The organism is Polaribacter marinivivus, from assembly GCF_042651285.1.
Classification (GTDB): Bacteria; Bacteroidota; Bacteroidia; order Flavobacteriales; family Flavobacteriaceae; genus Polaribacter; species Polaribacter marinivivus.
In genome coordinates, this window is record NZ_JBHSCY010000001.1 from 376,856 (window position 1) to 395,749 (window position 18,894).

Sequence of the window (18,894 nt, forward strand, 5' to 3'; positions counted from 1 at the left end):
TTTTACATTTTAAACGTCATTATTGGTAAGGCTGCATGATTCGTTACATCTTCTGCAACACTACCAGAAAATATGTGAGATAACCCTTTTCTACCATGTGTAATTACAGTTATCAAATCTGCCCCTATTGAATTAGAAAAACTTAAAATACCATCTTCAATAGACCTGTCACAGATAAAATTAGTACTAATCATTCTATCAGTGTTACCTTCTACTTTCATATAAAAGTCATTAGCCATTTGCTGCATTTCTACTGTGCTTTTAAAATTCTCATTAGGTAAGTTTACATAAATAACATGTTTAACAGCATTAAAAATATCTAAAGTTTTTAAAACATTTTTAAAAGCATCTACACTTTCTTCAGAGAAGTCTGTAGCAACAACAGCATCTTTAAAATCTACATTTGGTAAATTATTTTTTACTACTAAAACAGGCAAATTAGCATATCTTACTACTTTTTCTGTATTAGATCCAACAAAAAATTCTTTAAGACCAGTTGCTCCATGAGAACCCATTACAATTAAATCTGCGTTTACTTCTGATGCAATACTATCTACCTCACTAAAAACTTTGTAATGTTTTATTAAAGGCACTACCTCTACATCTTTTAAGTAATCTTTTTTTAAGAATTCTTTAAATCTCTTTTCTGCTAATTTTAAATAAAATGCAGTTCTTTCATGCTGATAACTAACACTTTCGTTTATAGAAACATCTTGAATATCTAACATATGTAAAGGATACAGAGCAAGGTTGTGTTTTTTAGCTAACATTGCAGCAACTTGCAAAGCATTTTCAGAATTTTCAGAAAAATCTACGGGTACAATAATTTTTTTCATGATTTATATAGTTTGATAATATATCAAAAATAGCTTCAATAAAATTTAAAAAATAGAACTTTTATCATGTTTTAAAATTTAATTTAAGCCATACAATTTAGTTAAAAGAGCTTCAGCTGGTTTATTTTGAGGCGTAAATCTGTTATTATTTTTTCCTCCAACATTATCGTGTTTATGAAACCATTTCCAAATAAACCCTCCTGCAAACCAATCTTCTTTCCAAAATTGATTATGTATAGCTTGAATTCCATTTACTTGTGCTTCTAAATTTATATCACCTTCAACTCTGTTAGAATCCCAAGGTTTTTGTCCAGTAAAATGTACACTTCTATATCCATATTCTGTAAATAGAATTGGCTTTTTAAATTTTTGCTGAATAGATTTTATTTGCTCTTTGTGTGCTTTCCAACCTAACTCTAAATCTTTAACAGATGGAGATTTTTTATCACTTAGAGGAAAGTAGGCATCAACACCAATAAAATCTAATTCACTCCAAAAAGAAACTCTTTTAAACTCATCCCAATTAGAGGCATAGGTTAATTTCCCTTTATATATTTTTCTAATTTTTTGAATAAGTGTTAACCAATATTTTGGTCTATTTAAAACAAATTTTTCTAATTCTGTACCTATACAAAACAATTCTGCATTGATTTCTTGAGCTGCCTCTGCATATGTTAATATAAATGAAGTGTAAGAGTCTTCTAAGGTCTTCCAATTTTCTTCAGAATTCATTTTTATATTTCCTGTAAACTCACCTCTCCAAACCCATATTTGAGGCTTAACCATTATTTTTACATTATGTTTTTTAAATGCTTTTGCATATTGTAATAAACCTGCTTTAGTTTCGCCAAACCATTGTCTTTCTGAATTATGAGTTATTGTAGGTGTTTCTAAATTTCTTATAAAACCAAAAGGCATAAGTGCAACAGCATTACTTTTCACCTTTAAAACAGGAGAAATATGTGTTTCATTAATTTGATCACGTGAAGCCACAAAGCTTACACCATTAAATTTGGTAGTTTGACAGTTACTAGATAATTGTACTACAATTAAAAGTAAAATAAAGAGATATTTTGTTTTCATAAATCTCTTTAAAAGTAGTGTATTTTCTTAAAATAACGCTCTTAAACCGATGTTAAAACTTTGTCCTAAACCAGTATTGTTTCCTCTAATAAATTTACCATATAAAATTTCTAGATTTAAAATCTCTGTAATTTGATATTTACCACCAAAACCTAATGTGGTAAAATCTTGTGTAAAATCGCCCATTCTCTGGTAATGTTGTATGTATCCTAAAATTGTAGATTTATCAGATGGAAAGTAACTCATAAATAAACCAGGTGCAAGAACAAATGTGTTGTTTGCAAAGCTATTATCATCACCAAAATTATACTCAGTACTTAGTTCTGTAAATAATTGCCATTTTCCACTTGGCAAAGTATAATCATAGAAAAATCTATTTTGAAACATATAAGCAGTTTGGTCTAAAAAAACTCCATTTACATCAGATTCATTATCTATTAAAGGAATATGAAAAGCACTTTGTACAGAAAAATTACCTATATTCTCTAATGGTTGCCATTTTAAAGCGGGTGCAAAAGAAGACAAACCATTTCTTGAATTTAGATCATTACTAAAACTAAATACAGAAGTAGCAGATTTACCACCAATTGTGTTAGATCTATATTCTAATAATAACCCAATATTAAGTCTATTATTTTCAGAAACTCCTGTAAAAATATCAATAGTAGATGTAAAATAGGTTTCTCTTACCTTATCTGCTTTTACTCCGTTAAATTTAGCTTCTGTTTCTGTATATAAATTGTTAAAAAACTTAATATCCCACTGACCTTTATTTAATAGTTTAGAAGGGGTATAGGTTTGAATATTACTTTTAGATGTATCTATATCATTTTGAGAATAAGTTTGTAATGCAGTAAAAACATATAAAAAAAATGTTGTAATAAATTTAGTTTTCATAAGGTTGATTATTTTTTAATTACACCTTAAGTCTGCACAATTAAAAACTTCTTACAAATAATTTTAAATAATTATTTAAAACAATTCTAAATTATAGTTTGTTGTTAAGTTCTTAACTTTAGCTTCGACAGAAATGCAAACAACCAATCAACTATTTATGGAACACATTGTCATCATTGGAAATGGAATATCAGGTGTTACAGCTGCAAGACATATTAGAAAAAATTCTGATAAAAGAATAACTATTATTTCAGCAGAATCGAAGTATTTTTTTTCTAGAACTGCTCTCATGTATATTTATATGGGCCATATGAAATTTGAACATACTCAACCTTATGAAAATTGGTTTTGGAAAAAAAATAGATTTGAATTAAAACAAGGCTTTGTAACTAAAATTGATACTAGTAACAAATCTCTTTTATTTTCTGATGACACTACTTTAATCTATGACAAACTAATTATTGCAACAGGTTCTAAACCTAATAAATTTGGTTGGCCAGGTCAAGATTTAGATGGAGTAATGGGCATGTATCACAAGCAAGACTTAGAAAATTTAGAAAAGTTTGCACCCGATAATAAAGTTTGTAAAAGAGCCGTAATTGTTGGTGGTGGTTTAATTGGAATTGAATTGGCAGAAATGTTAAGAAGTAGAGATATACCTGTTACGTTTTTAGTGAGAGAATCTAGTTTTTGGAACGGAGTTTTACCTGCACAAGAATCTGAAATGATTAATCAACACATCAAAGAACATCATATAGATTTACGTTTAAGCACTAATTTAAAAGAAATTAAAAGCGATGAAAATGGTAAAGTAACATCTGTAATTATCGAAGAAACAGGAGAAGAAATTGCCTGTGATGTAGTTGGTTTAACAGCTGGTGTTACTCCAAATATCGACTTTTTAAAAGAATCCAAAATAGAAACAAAAAGAGGTGTTTTAGTAAATCGTTTTTTAGAAACCAATGTAAAAGATGTATATGCTATTGGTGATTGTGCAGAACAACATGAAGCTATTGGACAAAGAAGAAACATTGAGGCTGTTTGGTACACAGGAAGAATGATGGGTGAAACTGTGGCACAAACTATTACAGGAAATAAAAGAGCCTATAATCCAGGTCATTGGTTTAACTCAGCAAAATTCTTAGATATCGAATATCAAACTTATGGATGGGTATTTAGCGAAAGAAATAAAAAAGAGAATGAAGTTTATTTTCAATGGAAACATGCTACAAAAAATATTTGTATCACTATTTCTTATGATAAGGATTCTCATCAATTTTTAGGAATAAATACTTTTGGAATCAGAATGCGTCATGAAATTTTTGATAAATGGCTCACAGAAAATCAATCTTTAGAATATGTTATAGAATATCTAGCTGATGCCAACTTCGATCCTGAATTTTACAGTTTGTATGAAGCAGATATTGTAGCCAAATTTAATAAAGAGATGGGCACAGATATTAAATCAAAAAAGAAAAGTTGGAAACGAATTTTTAAAATAGCTTAAGATGATGAAGACAATAAAATACATAGGTTTAGCTATCTTCTTAATTGGTTTAACCATCTTTACAGCTTCTATTTTTTTGGGTTCTTTTGAGATGTCTCAAAAAGAATTAGACACTTATATTGCTGAAAAAAAATACAAAAGTGAAATCATAAAACAAGAATTATCTAAAGCTATTGTAGACAAAGAGCTCAATATTTTTGAATTTTCGAGTGTTGTTAGAGAAGCCTTTGAAACTTCTAATAATTATTATGATAAACTCATAGCAAAATACAATGCAGAGAAAAATTGGAAGAAAAAAGGGGAACAATACAAGTATAAAATTTTTGGTAAACCTCATACATTAAGTTATGAAATTGCAAAAAAATCTGGCAAAGGTATTATAAAAGAAAACTCAGGCTTACTATGGTTTTTAACTTTTGGTTTAGGAATTATTGGGGCTTTATTATTCATTTTACCTAATGTAATTCTTCTTGGAAAACCTGGAATTAAAAACGATCACATTTACCAAAATTCAGCAACAAATAGAGGTTTAATAGCTTGGTTAGTTTTAGTGTATCTAGTACTATTTTATTTGGTACTTTATTTTATGCCAGATTATGTAGTAAACTGGACATATATTCTTGATCCAATTAGTATGGCTTTAAATGGTGGATCAGCATCACAATGGTTTGTTTACGGCTTTCTCTACTGTACAATAATGTTGGTGATGGGTGTTAGAATGTATATAAAATATAGACATAATAAATATCAAATTGTTAGAACAACCTCTGTTTTGTTCTTTCAAATTGTATTTGCTTTTTTAATTCCAGAAATAATGACCAGCTTAAACATGCCTGTTTACGATTTTAAAAATGCATTTCCTTTAGATTACGATTTTTTCTTTGAATGGAACTTAAAAAGTTTAACAGAAAGTGGTGCAATTGGTATTTTTATCTTGGTTTGGGGAACTTTACTAACCCTAGTAATTGTACCTGTAATGGTTTATTTCTTCGGAAAAAGATGGTATTGTTCTTGGGTTTGTGGTTGTGGTGGATTAGCAGAAACATTAGGAGACCCTTACAGACAACATTCAAATAAAAGTTTAAATGCATGGAAGTTAGAAAGGTGGTTAATTCATGCTGTTTTAGTCTTTTCTTTGGTGATGACTATAGTTACTTTATATTGTTATTTCTCTGGTACTTCTTCATTTATTGGTATTAAATCTCAATGGATTAAAGACACATACAGTTTCTTAATAGGTGCTTGGTTTGCAGGTGTAATTGGTACAGGGTTTTACCCCATTTTTGGTAATAGAGTTTGGTGTAGATTTGGTTGTCCTTTGGCTGCATATTTAGGTTTAGTACAACGTTTTAAAAGTAGATTTAGAATAACTACAAATGGTGGGCAATGTATTTCTTGTGGAAATTGTTCTACATATTGTGAGCAAGGAATTGATGTAAGAGGCTATGCACAAAAAGGAGAAAACATTGTACGTTCTAGTTGTGTAGGTTGTGGAATTTGTTCTGCTGTGTGTCCAAGAGGCGTATTAAAATTAGAAAACGGACCTGAAGCTGGAAGAATAAATCCAACTGAAATTTTATTAGGTAATGATGTTGATTTAATGCAGTTAGTAAATAAAAAATAATGCTTAAACCAATTATATCTTTTTTAATTATTTCTTTTTCTTTGATTACATTTTCACAAAAAAAATATGTGAAAAACTATTTCAATAATGGTAATTTAAAAGAAGAAGGTTGGTCTAAAAACAATAAAAAAACTGCTTATTGGAAATTCTATTATAAAAATGGTAGTTTAAAAGAAGAAGGTAGTTTTAAGGATGATAAAAAAATAAAATATTGGTACTTTTACAGCCAAAATGAAACCTTAGAAAAAGAGGGGCATTTTTATGAAGGAGTAAAAAATAATTGGTGGTTGTTTTATGATGATAAAGGAAAAATAAACCACAAATGCCAATTAAAAAACAATCAGAAAAACGGGTATTGTTTAATTTATGATAACGAAAAACTGATAAAAGCTTCAAAATTTAAAGAGGGTAAAAAAATAAAAGAATGGACAGATTTTTCATCCTTTAAAAAAGAAAATAATCTGTTGGATTTAAGATAAATGAATCACCTTATAAAAGTAATTATTCCTGCTTATAATGAGCAAGATTCAATAGCACATGTAGTTAATGATATTCCTAAAATTGTTGATGAAATAATTGTAATTAGTAATAATTCTACAGACAAAACAGAATTAAATGCAAAAAATGCAGGAGCTACTGTTTTAACAGAAACTAAAAAAGGATATGGTTATGCTTGTTTAAAAGGTTTAGACTACATCAGTAAGCAAAAAACAAAACCAGATATTATTGTTTTTTTAGATGGTGATTATTCAGACTATCCAGAACAACTTACAGAAATTATTGCACCAATAATTAATAAAGACATCGATTTTGTATTGGGAGCAAGAGTAGAAAAACTCAGAGAAAGTGGTTCTATGACACCTCAACAAGTTTTTGGTAATTGGTTAGCTACTTTTTTAATGAAACTTTTTTTTGGAGCTAAATTTTCTGATTTAGGCCCTTTTAGAGCTATTAAATACAACAAGTTATTGGCTTTAAATATGGAAGACAAGACCTATGGTTGGACAGTAGAAATGCAACTAAAGGTGCTTAAGCAAAAAATGACTTATAAAGAAATACCTGTAAAATATAGAAATAGAATAGGCGTATCAAAAGTTTCAGGAACCGTAAAAGGTACTATATTTGCAGGGATAAAAATTCTTAGTTGGATTTTTAAATACAGCTTTAAATAATGATTTTAGAATATTTAGTCATAATTATTTATACCATTTGTCTACTGCTTATTTTTATGTATGCATTAGCACAACTAAATCTTCTTGTTAATTATTTAAAGTACAGAAATAAGACAGATGATGCTGTAAAATTTGATTTTTCAAATCCAGATGAAGTACCATTTGTAACCATTCAACTTCCTGTTTTTAATGAACTTTATGTAATGAAACGTTTATTAAAAAATATCGCAAAATTAGAATATCCAAAAGATAAATTAGAAATTCAGGTTTTAGACGATTCTACAGATGAGTCAGTTGATGTTACTGCAAAACACATCAAAAAACTTCAAGAAAAAGGAATTAATATTCAGCATATTAGAAGAACTAATAGAAAAGGTTTTAAAGCAGGTGCACTTAAAGAAGGATTAAAAATTGCAAAAGGTGAATATATTGCCATTTTTGATGCAGATTTTTTACCTAAAAAAGACTGGTTATTACAAACTGTACCTTATTTTAAAAATCCTGAAATTGGTGTAGTACAAACAAGATGGAGCCATATCAACCGAAATTATTCTACACTTACAAGAATTCAGGCTTTTATGTTAGATGCGCATTTTACTTTAGAGCAAGTGGGTAGAAATAGTAAAGGTCATTTTATCAATTTTAATGGAACTGCAGGTATTTGGAGAAAAGAATGCATTTTAGATGCTGGAAATTGGCAAGGAGATACACTTACAGAAGATATTGATTTAAGTTACAGAGCACAACTTAAAAAATGGAAATTTAAATATTTAGAAAATGTTGAAACTCCTGCAGAATTACCGGTAATTATTAGTGCAGCTAGGTCTCAACAATTTAGATGGAATAAAGGTGGAGCAGAGAATTTTCAAAAAATGTTTAAAAGAATTGTAAGTAATAAAAACATCTCTTTTAAAACTAAAATTCATGGCTTATTACATTTGTTGAATAGCTCTATGTTTACTTGCATTTTTTTAGTAGCTATTTTAAGTGTTCCAATGTTGTATATTAAAAATGAATATGCTCATTTAAAAGGCTATTTTTATGTGATGAGCTTTTTTGTAATGAGTTCAATTATATTTTTTATTTGCTATTGGCATATGTATAAAAATATTTATGGTGGTGGTTTTGTAAAGTTTTTTAAATATATAGGCGCTTTTTTTACATTCTTTTCTGTTGCAATGGGCTTTTCTTTACATAATACAATTGCAGTTTTAGAAGGTCATTTTGGTAAAAAAAGTGAGTTTGTAAGAACTCCAAAATTTAATATTAAAACATTAAAAGACGGCTGGAAAAACAACAAATACATCAAAAAGAAACCATCTGTACACGTAATTTTAGAAGGACTACTTGCCATCTACTTTATCTTTGGAATGTATAGTGCATTTATAGTTGGAGATCAAGGAGGTGATTTTGGATTATTCCCCTTTCATTTAATGCTTTTTATTGGCTTTGCATATGTGTTTTTTAAGTCAATTTTTTCTAAAGCATAATGTCTTTATTGACTAAATATAGAGGTGTTTTACTCATATTTTTAAGTAGTATTCTCTATTTTTTATTTGCTTATTTTTTAGAAAGAACTTCTTTTTATTTTCTCACTTTCCTTTGGTTTAGTCTTTTTGGATGTTTTTACATTTTATTAAAATCTGAGGAATTTTCATTTTTTAATTTAGCAGGAATTGCATTAATTTTTAGATTAATTTTTCTTTTTGTAACACCTAATTTATCACAAGATTTTTTTAGATTTATTTGGGATGGAAGAATGATTTTAGAAGGTTTAAATCCTTATTTATCTTTACCTGAAACATTTATTCAACAAAACAACTTTCCTATAGCTGAAGCTAAAAAGCTCTATGCAGGAATGGGTACTTTAAATGGAAGTCATTACACAAATTACCCTCCTTTAAATCAATTAAGTTTTTTATTAGCTGCTTTGTTTTCGAGTAAAAGTATTTTTGGATCTATTATTGTTTTAAGAATTCAAATAATTTTAACAGACATTGGTATTTTATATTTTGGAAAAAAAATACTTGAACATTTAAAGCTACCTATTAAAAATATTTTCTGGTACATTTTAAATCCTTTCATTATCATAGAAATGACTGGAAATCTTCATTTTGAACCAGTAATGTTATTCTTTCTAGTTTTTGCATTATACAAACTTATACAACAAAAATGGATGATGGCTGCAATTTTACTAGGTTGTTCTGTCTCTATAAAATTAATTCCTTTATTGTTTTTACCTTTATTTTTTCAATGGTTTATTCCACTTTATAAAAAAGAAAAAAACGATATGATCTTTTGGACTGGATTTAAAATCAGTCCAAAAAAAATAATGAAATTAATGGTATTCTACTTTATTGTAATTTTTGTAAATATCATTTTATTTTCACCATTTTATTCATCAGAGTTTATTGCAAATTATTCTAATTCTGTAGGCTTATGGTTTGGTAAGTTTGAGTTTAATGCAAGCTTTTATTACATATTTAGAGAAATTGGTTATTTATTTAGAGGCTTTAATGAAATTGCAATAATTGGTAAAATTACTTCTGTAATAAGTATTTTATTTTTAGCTTATATTACTTTCTTTAGAAAGAACATACCGTTTACAAACTTAATATCTGCCATGCTTTTTGGTTTGTGTTTTTATTATTTTACAGCAACAACTGTTCATCCTTGGTATATAGCTACTCCATTAATATTATCAGTCTTTACCAAGTATAAATTTCCTATTGTGTGGAGCTTGGTTTTAGTCTTTACATATCAAGCCTACTCAAATGAACCTTGGAAAGAAAATTTGTGGTTTGTTGCTTTAGAATATGTTATCGTCTTTTCTTACCTCTTTTATGAATTAAGAAATAAAAACTATAATAATTTAATGGTATCTTAAAAATTGAGTGTTTTAATTTTTATATATTAGTAACTTATTAATTATCTCATGAAGAAACTGACTATAAAAGACATTGCCAAAGAATTTAATGTTTCTATTTCTACAGTATCTAAAGCGTTAAATGACAGCTATGAAATAAGCAATAGCACTAAAGAGAAAATTCAGAAATACGCTAAAGAGCATAATTATAAGCCTAATTTTAATGCTTTAAGTTTAAAAAATAGAAGTACAAAAACGATTGGTGTTATTATACCAACCATGTTAAACTATTTTTTTGCTCAAGTATTTAAAGGAATAGAAAAAACTGCCTTAGAAAAAGGTTATAAAGTAATTACTTGTATTTCTAATCAATCTTATGATAAAGAAATAGAAATTATAGAAATGTTATCTAATGGTAGTATAGATGGTTTTTTACTTTCGTTAGCTAAAGAAACAGAATTAAATAACAATTTTAATCACTTTAAAGATTCTATAAATAATGGTACTCCTATTGTTATGTTTGATAGAGTTGCACAATCTATAGAATGTGATAAAGTCATTACAGATGATTTAGAAGGTGCCTCTAATACTGTTGAATTTTTATACAAAAAGGGGCATAAAAAAATTGCTTTTGTATCTACAATAAGTGATTTACATATAGGTAAACAACGATTATTAGGTTACAAAAAAGGTTTAGAAAAAATGGGATTACCATTTAATGAAGACTTAGTGCTAAATATAGTTGAAAGAGATTATAAAAAATATAAAAATATAGTTAGACCTTTTATAAAATCGAATGATGTAGACGCAGTTATTACAACTGGAGAATCTGTAGCTGTTTCTGTAATGAAAGCAGTAAAAAAGAATGGCAAAAAAATACCTAAAGATGTTGCTGTAATTGCTTTTTCTAACGGAATTTTAGCAAGACACTCTAGTCCAAAAATGACAACAATAAGTCAACATGGTGAAACTATGGGACAAACTGCTGCAGAAATTTTAATAGACAAACTAGAAAACAAAACAAAAGAAGTAGTTACTAAAGTAATTAAAACTGACTTAGTTATAAGAGATTCTACAAGATAAATGATCGATTTTAGCAAAGTAAAGTTAGTTGTTTCTGATATGGATGGTACTTTACTAAACTCAAAAGGTCAAGTTAGTCCTCAATTTTTTGACTTATTTAACCAACTAAAAAAACAAAATATACATTTTTGCGCTGCAAGTGGAAGACAACATAATAGTATTGTTTCAAAATTAGAAACTATTAAAGATGACATTTATGTAATTGCAGAAAATGGTGGAGTTGCTAAAAAAGGAAACAAAGTATTACTTTCAAATTTTTTATCTTCAAAAAAAATTCTAGAATTTATACCTGTAATAAGAACTATTTCTGGTGCTAATATGGTTTTATGTGGAGATAATTGTGCTTTTATAGAAAGTAAAGACGAACGTTTTATTGAATTATTTCAAGAGTATTACCATAGTTTTGAGCAAGTAGATGATTTATTTGAAATTGCGAAAAAGAAGTCGATTTTTAAAATAGCAGTCTATCATTTTGATTCCTCAGAAGACTTTATTTACCCAGTTGTTAAAGATTTACATAAAGATGTTTTATTTAAAATTTCTGGTCAAAATTGGTTAGATATATCAGACAGAAAGGCCAATAAAGGAAAAGCATTAAGAAAAGTACAAAGCCTATTAAATATTTCTAAAGATGAAACAATGGTTTTTGGTGATTATCATAATGACATTGAAATGATGCAAGAAGCAAACTTTAGTTTTGCTATGAAAAATGCACATAAAGACATTAAAGCTTTAGCAAAATATACTACAGAAAGCAATGATAATTATGGAGTTGAAGTCGTTTTAGAACAACTTTTAAACTCCAAAAGCAGAAAGCACTAACTTTCTTGCTCCTCCATAATTTCTGTGTTCACACAAATAAATACCTTGCCAAGTTCCTAAATTTAATTTGCCATTTGTGATTGGTATTTCTATAGAGCTCCCCAATAAAGATGCTTTTAAATGCGCAGGCATATCATCTGAACCTTCATAAGTATGAATATAATAAGGTGCGTTTTCTGGTACTATTTTATTAAAATGACTTTCAAAATCTACACGTACACTTGGGTCTGCATCTTCATTTATAGTTAGACTAGCAGAAGTATGTTTTATAAATACTTTTAAAAACCCTTTTTCAATACTTTTTATCTCTGAGAATTCTTGAATCACAGTTTCAGTTATCGAATGAAAACCTCTTTTAAAAGGTTGCAGTTGTATCTCTTTTTGGTGGAAAAACATATTAGTCTTCAAAAGAAACTGTACTTTGTCTTTCTCTATTTACATGTAATTTGGTTACATCTGGTCTAGAATAATGCCCAACAGCATCAAAGTTTTGACGTTCTTCTAAAACTCTATTAAAATCTATAGTTTCTATTATTAACCCTTCTTTATGTAAAACTGGTTCAACTATCCATTCTCCATCAGGTCCAGCAATACAAGAACCTCCATTTGCTAAAACTTCTGGTGCATCTTTTACAATTTTATCATAATAAGGAATATCTTTAGGAAAGTCTGTTTTTTGCATCAATGCAGATACAGAAATTACAAAAGATCTTGACTCTCTTGCAATAAAACGAGTAATATCATTTGTATTATGATCACTTCCAGGCCAAACAGCAATGTGTAAATTTTCACCTAAACCATACAATGCTGTTCTTGGTAAAGGCATCCAATTTTCCCAACAATTTAAACCACCAACTGTAAATTCTTTTAAAGGATGTACTTGCAAACCATTACCATCTCCAGGAGCCCAAGTTAAACGTTCATCGTAAGTTGGCTGTAGTTTTCTATGTACAGATTTTATTTCTCCTTCTTCATTTATATATACCAAACTTGCATAAATACTATGTCCTCCTCTATTTGCTGCACGTTCCATAATACCTAAATAAATAGCCATTTTGTGTTCTTTGGCTAATTTGCAAATGGAGTCTAATTCACCTTTTTCTATGGTAATAGAATTACGTATATAGTGTGCATGAATTTCTTTATTGGTCTTTGTATTCCATTCAGCACCACCTGTTAATGCCAACCAAAAAGGATAACCAGGTAATAAGGCTTCACCAAAAACAATAAGTTCGCAATTTTGTTTTGCTGCATCTAAAATTGATTTTTCAATTTTTTCTATGGTTTTTTCTTTATTTAACCAAACAGGAGAAATTTGTGCTAGGGCTACTTTTAATAAATTATTCATTTTAAATATTTAAAATTTAAGAGTCGTAAACTCAAAAAATACTTACAGTTCTATAGAAACCACCAATCCTTCATTAGATCTGATATTAAAAACGGTTTCATCTTCAAAAATGAGATATTGTCCTTTTATACCTACTAATTTCCCTTTATACTTTTTTTGCTTTTCAATATTTAAACTTTTAGGTTTCTCAGGATATTTTAAAACAGGAAAATTCAAATTAGTTTCAGTGTTATTTTCTATAAAATACGGCATAGCTTCTTCAGGAATATATTGTTTTAAACGATCTCTCCATTCCACCAAGTTTTCATCCTCTATATCATTTTTAAGCATTTTACGCCAATTGGTTTTGTCTGCAACATGCTCTTTTAAAGTAACTTCTGTAATTCCTGCTAAATATCTATTAGGTACTTCAACAATTTCTATGGCTTCATGTGCTCCTTGATCTATCCATCTTGTTGGAACTTGTTGTTTTCTAGTAACACCAACTTTAACATTGCTTGAATTTGCTAAATACACAATATGAGGTTGCAATTGTACTTTTTTCTCATAAGCCAAATCTCTATCTTCTTCATCTAAATGCGCCTTACTTAATTCTGGTCTCATGATCCAATCTGCTGCTTGTGGAATATCAAAAAAACAAGATTGGCAGAATCCCTGTCTGTAGATTTTCTTTTCTAAATGACAATTTAAACACTCATAAGTCACAAAAGAAAGTGCTATTTCTTTGTTGATGAGTTGATTCATGTTTAAAAAATCAGATTTCATATCTAAATAATACTGAATTTCCTCAGCATTCTCTGTCATCATTTTTTTTAATACTCCTTGATAAACCATAACCAAATTTTACTATTTTTAGCTTCTAACAAACTTACGTAAAAAACCGAACTTTATTTATGCCTTTTCCAATTGTAAATTCTATAATTTCTTGGTTTTTAAAAAAACGAATTCATCAAATTGAGTTGTTTTTAAAGTATCCTACAGATGTTCAAGATGAAGTTTTAGCGAAACTTTTACAAACTGCAAAACGCACTGAATTTGGAAAACAATATGATTTTTCTTCAATAAAAACCTATCAAGATTTTGCTGATAAAGTTCCTATTCAAAAATATGAAAGCATAGAACCTTTAATTGAACGTTGTAGAAAAGGCGAACAAAATTTATTTTGGCCTACACCAATTAAATGGTTTGCAAAAAGTAGTGGTACAACAAATGCAAAAAGTAAATTTATACCTGTAAGCAATGAAGCTTTAGAATATTGCCACATGAAAGCAGGTAAAGATATGTTGTGTTTATACATCAATAATAACGAAGAAACAAAGCTTTTTACAGGTAAAGGTTTAAAATTAGGAGGTAGTTCTGATATTTACGAAGACAACAATTCTTACTTTGGAGATTTATCTGCAATTATAACAGAAAACTTACCTTTTTGGGCAGATTATAGCTCTGCACCAAGTTTAGAAGTAGCAATGATGTCTGAATGGGAAACCAAAATGGAAGCCATTATTGATGAAACTATAAAAGAAGATATTACAAGTTTAGTAGGTGTACCAAGTTGGATGTTAGTCTTATTAAATCGTGTTTTAGAAAGAACAGGAAAAAATAATATTCTTGAAGTTTGGCCTAATTTAGAGGTATATTTTCATGGAGGCGTAAACTTTAATCCTTACAGAGAGCAGTATAAAAAATTGATTCCAAAAAAGAATTTTCAATATTATGAAACCTACAATGCCTCTGAGGGTTTCTTTGCTATTCAAGATAGAAATGGTTCAAAAGAATTATTGTTAATGTTAGACTATGGTATTTTTTATGAGTTTATACCCATGTCTGAATACAAAGGAGAGAGTTCTATAGCAATTCCATTATCTGAAGTACAAAAAAATATAGATTATGCATTAGTAATAACTACAAATAGTGGTTTATGGAGATATATGATTGGTGATACCATTCGTTTTACTTCTTTAGATCCTTACAGAATAAAAATTACAGGAAGAACTAAACACTATATTAATGTATTTGGAGAAGAATTAAATATTGAAAATGTAGAAGACGCACTAAAGCTTACTTGTGAAAAAACTGATGCCTTAATTAATGATTATACAGTAGGCCCAATTTTTATGGAAGGCAAAAAAAGTGGTGGTCATGAGTGGATAATCGAATTTGAAAAGCATCCAAAAAGCATGAACTATTTCACAGAAATTTTAGACAATGCCTTAAAGTCTATTAATTCTGATTATGAAGCTAAACGTTACAACAACATGACTTTAGCTATGCCTAAAATTCACGTTGCTAAAAAGGGACTTTTTTATGAATGGCTGAAACAAAAAGGGAAATTAGGTGGGCAACACAAAGTGCCAAGATTATCTAATTCTAGAGCTTTTGTTGAAGAGCTATTGGCAATTTAAACTTTACGCTCAACCACATAATCTATCATTTGTAATAACGAACTTTTATAAGGTGAATCTGGATAAGTTTCTAATATAGAAAGCGCTTTGTTTTTGTAATCATTCATTTTAGCTATAGTATAATCTATACCTCCATTTTCTTTTACAAAAGCAATTACTTCTTTTACTCTTTTTTTGTCTTTGTTATACTTTTTAACAGAGTTAATTATCCAAGATTTTTCTTTCTTAGAGCAATTATTCAATGTATAGATTAGAGGTAAAGTCATTTTTTGCTCTTTAATATCTATACCTGTTGGTTTTCCTATTTTCTCATCTGTATAATCAAACAAATCATCTTTTATTTGAAAAGCAATACCTATGTATTCTCCAAACTTTCGCATTTGCTGAACAGTTTCATTTGAAGCTCCAACAGAAGCAGCACCAATTCCACAACAAGCAGCAATTAAAGTAGCTGTTTTTTGCCTTATGATATCAAAATAAATGTCTTCTGTAATATCTAATTTTCTTGCTTTTTCTATTTGTAACAATTCACCTTCACTCATTTCACGAACTGCAATCGAAATCAATTTAAGTAAATCAAAATCTTCATTATCAATAGATAACAACAAACCTTTTGAGAGTAAAAAATCACCAACTAAAACTGCAATTTTATTTTTCCAAAGTGCATTTATAGAGAAAAAGCCTCTTCTTCTATTAGAATCATCAACTACATCATCATGCACTAAAGTGGCTGTGTGAATCAATTCAACTACAGAAGCACCTCTATAAGTTCGCTCATCAAAACCGCCTTCAGAAACCATTTTTGCAACTAAAAAAACAAACATTGGTCTCATTTGTTTTCCTTTTCTACGAACAATGTAATATGTAATTCTGTTTAAAAGCGGAACTTTAGAAAGCATGGAATCCTTGAACTTTTTCTCAAAGAGTTCCATCTCTTTTTTAATAGGAAGTTTTATAAGTTCTACAGGCTTCATTCAAGCACAAAAATACGAAATATAAACAAGAATTTTTACAAGTTAAACTCTAAGAAATCAGAAATATATGTTAAGACTTATTTGCTAATTGCCCACAAGCAGCATCAATATCTTTACCTCTACTTCTTCTTACGTTTATGGTGATATCATTCATTTCTAAGTTAGAAATGTAGTTGTTAATTGCAGCATTACTTGCTTGCTGAAATTGGCCATCATCAATAGGGTTGTATTCTATTAAATTTACTTTACAAGGCACATATTTACAAAAATCTACTAAAGCCTTTATGTCTTCTTTTCTATCGTTTATACCTTCCCAAACCACATATTCGTAAGTAATTGCTCTTTTTGTTTTTGCATACCAATATTCTAAAGCTTCTCTTAAATCTTTTAAAGGAAAAGTAGTATTAAAAGGCATAATTGAAGTTCTAACCTCATCTATTGCAGAATGTAAAGAGACTGCTAAATTAAATTTAACTTCTTCATCTGCCATTTTTTTAATCATTTTTGGCACACCAGAAGTAGATACAGTGATTCTTTTTGATGACATACCCAACCCTTCAGGAGAGGTGATCATTTCTATAGATTTCATTACATTTTTGTAATTCATAAGTGGCTCACCCATTCCCATAAAAACAATATTTGTTAATGGATGATTATGATATAATCTACTTTGTTTATCTATCACCACAACTTGATCATAAATCTCATCAGGATTTAAATTACGCATTCTTTTTAAACGAGCTGTAGCACAAAATTTACAGTCTAAACTACACCCAACTTGACTAGAAACACATGCTGTTGTTCTGGTTGATGTAGGAATTAAAACAGATTCTACTACTAAGCCATCATGTAATTTTATTCCGTTTTTTATAGTGCCATCTGCACTTTTTTGCATAGAATCTACTTTAATATGATTGATAACAAAGTTATCTTCTAACATTTTTCTAGTTTCTTTAGAGATGTTAGTCATATCTTCAAAGGTGTGCAAAGATTTGCTCCATAACCAATCGTAAACTTGATTTCCACGAAAAGCTTTATCGCCATTTTCTACAAAAAATTGGCGTAATTGTTCTTTGGTTAAGGCTCTTATGTCTTTCTTTTTAGGCTTCATTTGCTTGCAAAAGTACAAAACCTCACAAGAAACTTGTGAGGTTTATATTTTTATAAATTTTATTTTAATTTAGATGATTAACATTGCATCTCCATAAGAGTAAAATCTATACCCTTCTTTTACTGCTTCTTTGTAAGCTTTCATTGTAAAATCGTAACCAGCAAATGCTGCTACCATCATTAACAATGTAGATTTAGGTGTATGGAAATTTGTAATCATTGAGTTTGCAATGCTAAAATCATAAGGAGGAAAAATAAATTTATTTGTCCAACCTTCGTAAGGATTTAGCATTTGATTAGAAGATACTGAAGATTCTACTGTTCTCATTACAGTTGTACCTACTGCACAAATTCTTCTCTTTTCATTTTTAGCTAAATTTATTCTATCTGCAGCAGACTGTGGAATAATAATTTGCTCAGAATCCATTTTATGCTTAGATAAATCTTCTACCTCTACAGGACTAAAAGTACCTAAACCAACATGTAAAGTCATTTCTGCAAAATCAACTCCTTTAATTTCTAAACGCTTTAATAAATGTTTAGAAAAGTGCAAACCTGCAGTTGGAGCAGCTACTGCACCTTCGTGTTTTGCATAAATAGTTTGGTAACGCTCTTCATCTGATGCTTCTACCTCTCTATTGATATATTTTGGTAAAGGAGTCTCACCTAATTCTAATAATTTTTCTCTAAAAGCTTCATAACTTCCATCAAACAAGAAACGTAATGTTCTACCTCTAGAAGTAGTATTATCTATCACTTCTGCTACTAAACTATCATCTTCTCCAAAAAATAATTTGTTTCCAATTCTAATTTTTCTTGCAGGATCTACTAAAACATCCCAAAGTCTATTTTCTGCATTTAACTCTCTTAATAAGAAAACTTCGATTCTTGCTCCTGTTTTTTCTTTGTTACCAAACATTCTAGCAGGAAAAACCTTTGTGTTATTTAACATCATTACATCACCCTCATCAAAGTAGTTTATAACATCTTTAAACAGTTTGTGCTCTATAGTTTGCTCTTTTCTGTTTAGAACCATTAAACGTGATTCATCTCTATGTTCTGCAGGATATTCTGCTAATAATTCTTCTGGTAATTCAAAGTCAAAGTTTGATAATTTCATAAGTCTATATTCTTTTACAAAAGTTGCAAAGATACAATCTCATGATAGGG

Annotated in this window: 18 protein-coding genes; 9 read left to right on the forward strand and 9 right to left on the reverse strand. The window is 28.9% G+C overall.

From position 1 onward, the window contains the following. Positions 1-2: 2 nt before the first annotated feature. The 3 genes from ACFOWD_RS01750 to ACFOWD_RS01760 all read right to left on the reverse strand — a co-directional run bounded on the left by ACFOWD_RS01750 (position 3) and on the right by ACFOWD_RS01760 (position 2,816). Positions 3-836 carry a universal stress protein gene (locus ACFOWD_RS01750; protein WP_377407594.1) on the reverse strand — a complete coding sequence of 278 codons (834 nt, stop codon included), beginning with the start codon at positions 834-836 and terminating at the stop codon, positions 3-5. Between the two features lie 78 nt (positions 837-914). Further along, positions 915-1,919, reverse strand: coding sequence for a glycoside hydrolase family 113 (locus ACFOWD_RS01755; RefSeq protein ID WP_377407596.1), 1,005 nt, complete (start codon positions 1,917-1,919; stop codon positions 915-917). 27 nt (positions 1,920-1,946) lie between these two features. Next, complete coding sequence (locus ACFOWD_RS01760; protein ID WP_377407598.1) at positions 1,947-2,816, reverse strand: hypothetical protein; 870 nt, start codon at positions 2,814-2,816, stop codon at positions 1,947-1,949. Positions 2,817-2,973: 157 nt separating this feature from the next. Here ACFOWD_RS01760 and ACFOWD_RS01765 point away from each other — a divergent pair, with 157 nt between their 5' ends. The 8 genes from ACFOWD_RS01765 to ACFOWD_RS01800 all read left to right on the forward strand — a co-directional run bounded on the left by ACFOWD_RS01765 (position 2,974) and on the right by ACFOWD_RS01800 (position 11,890). Beyond that, positions 2,974-4,323 (forward strand): NAD(P)/FAD-dependent oxidoreductase, encoded by a 1,350-nt coding sequence (locus tag ACFOWD_RS01765; protein ID WP_377407600.1) that lies wholly within the window; start codon positions 2,974-2,976, stop codon positions 4,321-4,323. 4 nt (positions 4,324-4,327) lie between these two features. Next, the gene (locus tag ACFOWD_RS01770; RefSeq protein ID WP_377409592.1) at positions 4,328-5,947 is read left to right on the forward strand and encodes a 4Fe-4S binding protein; all 1,620 of its coding nucleotides are present in this window, start codon (positions 4,328-4,330) and stop codon (positions 5,945-5,947) included. Between the two features lie 68 nt (positions 5,948-6,015). Beyond that, positions 6,016-6,426, forward strand: coding sequence for a toxin-antitoxin system YwqK family antitoxin (locus tag ACFOWD_RS01775; protein WP_377407602.1), 411 nt, complete (start codon positions 6,016-6,018; stop codon positions 6,424-6,426). After that, complete coding sequence (locus ACFOWD_RS01780) at positions 6,427-7,119, forward strand: glycosyltransferase family 2 protein (RefSeq protein ID WP_377407604.1); 693 nt, start codon at positions 6,427-6,429, stop codon at positions 7,117-7,119. Continuing rightward, a complete protein-coding gene (locus tag ACFOWD_RS01785) occupies positions 7,119-8,609 on the forward strand; it encodes a cellulose synthase family protein (protein ID WP_377407606.1) in 1,491 nt (496 codons plus the stop codon). Before ACFOWD_RS01780 ends, ACFOWD_RS01785 begins: the two co-directional genes overlap by 1 nt. Beyond that, positions 8,609-10,006, forward strand: coding sequence for a mannosyltransferase (locus ACFOWD_RS01790; protein WP_377407608.1), 1,398 nt, complete (start codon positions 8,609-8,611; stop codon positions 10,004-10,006). The genes ACFOWD_RS01785 and ACFOWD_RS01790 overlap by 1 nt, the downstream gene beginning before the upstream one ends. 48 nt (positions 10,007-10,054) lie before the next feature. Next, entirely contained in the window at positions 10,055-11,068 is a 1,014-nt protein-coding gene (locus ACFOWD_RS01795) for a LacI family DNA-binding transcriptional regulator (RefSeq protein WP_298989536.1), read from the forward strand. Then, entirely contained in the window at positions 11,069-11,890 is an 822-nt protein-coding gene (locus ACFOWD_RS01800; protein ID WP_377407610.1) for an HAD family hydrolase, read from the forward strand. Here the strand turns inward: ACFOWD_RS01800 and ACFOWD_RS01805 are convergent. The 3 genes from ACFOWD_RS01805 to ACFOWD_RS01815 are packed head-to-tail and all read right to left on the reverse strand — an operon-like array spanning position 11,864 to position 14,072. Continuing rightward, complete coding sequence (locus tag ACFOWD_RS01805; protein WP_377407612.1) at positions 11,864-12,286, reverse strand: secondary thiamine-phosphate synthase enzyme YjbQ; 423 nt, start codon at positions 12,284-12,286, stop codon at positions 11,864-11,866. The genes ACFOWD_RS01800 and ACFOWD_RS01805 overlap by 27 nt on opposite strands. A gap of 1 nt (position 12,287) precedes the next feature. Further along, positions 12,288-13,238 (reverse strand): carbon-nitrogen hydrolase family protein, encoded by a 951-nt coding sequence (locus ACFOWD_RS01810; RefSeq protein ID WP_377407614.1) that lies wholly within the window; start codon positions 13,236-13,238, stop codon positions 12,288-12,290. A gap of 42 nt (positions 13,239-13,280) precedes the next feature. Continuing rightward, the gene (locus tag ACFOWD_RS01815; RefSeq protein WP_377407616.1) at positions 13,281-14,072 is read right to left on the reverse strand and encodes a DUF2797 domain-containing protein; all 792 of its coding nucleotides are present in this window, start codon (positions 14,070-14,072) and stop codon (positions 13,281-13,283) included. A gap of 59 nt (positions 14,073-14,131) precedes the next feature. On the opposite strand from ACFOWD_RS01815, the gene ACFOWD_RS01820 reads away from it, so the two are divergent. After that, entirely contained in the window at positions 14,132-15,640 is a 1,509-nt protein-coding gene (locus tag ACFOWD_RS01820; protein WP_377407618.1) for a GH3 auxin-responsive promoter family protein, read from the forward strand. Here the strand turns inward: ACFOWD_RS01820 and ACFOWD_RS01825 are convergent. The 3 genes from ACFOWD_RS01825 to queA all read right to left on the reverse strand — a co-directional run bounded on the left by ACFOWD_RS01825 (position 15,637) and on the right by queA (position 18,844). Then, entirely contained in the window at positions 15,637-16,614 is a 978-nt protein-coding gene (locus ACFOWD_RS01825) for a polyprenyl synthetase family protein (RefSeq protein ID WP_298989561.1), read from the reverse strand. The two genes, ACFOWD_RS01820 and ACFOWD_RS01825, sit on opposite strands and share 4 nt — an antisense overlap. Positions 16,615-16,684: 70 nt before the next feature. After that, positions 16,685-17,725, reverse strand: coding sequence for a 23S rRNA (adenine(2503)-C(2))-methyltransferase RlmN (rlmN, locus tag ACFOWD_RS01830; protein ID WP_377407620.1), 1,041 nt, complete (start codon positions 17,723-17,725; stop codon positions 16,685-16,687). A gap of 69 nt (positions 17,726-17,794) precedes the next feature. Continuing rightward, on the reverse strand, positions 17,795-18,844 hold the full coding sequence (gene queA / locus ACFOWD_RS01835) for a tRNA preQ1(34) S-adenosylmethionine ribosyltransferase-isomerase QueA (protein WP_288956544.1): 1,050 nt from the start codon (positions 18,842-18,844) through the stop codon (positions 17,795-17,797). Positions 18,845-18,894 lie beyond the last annotated feature (50 nt).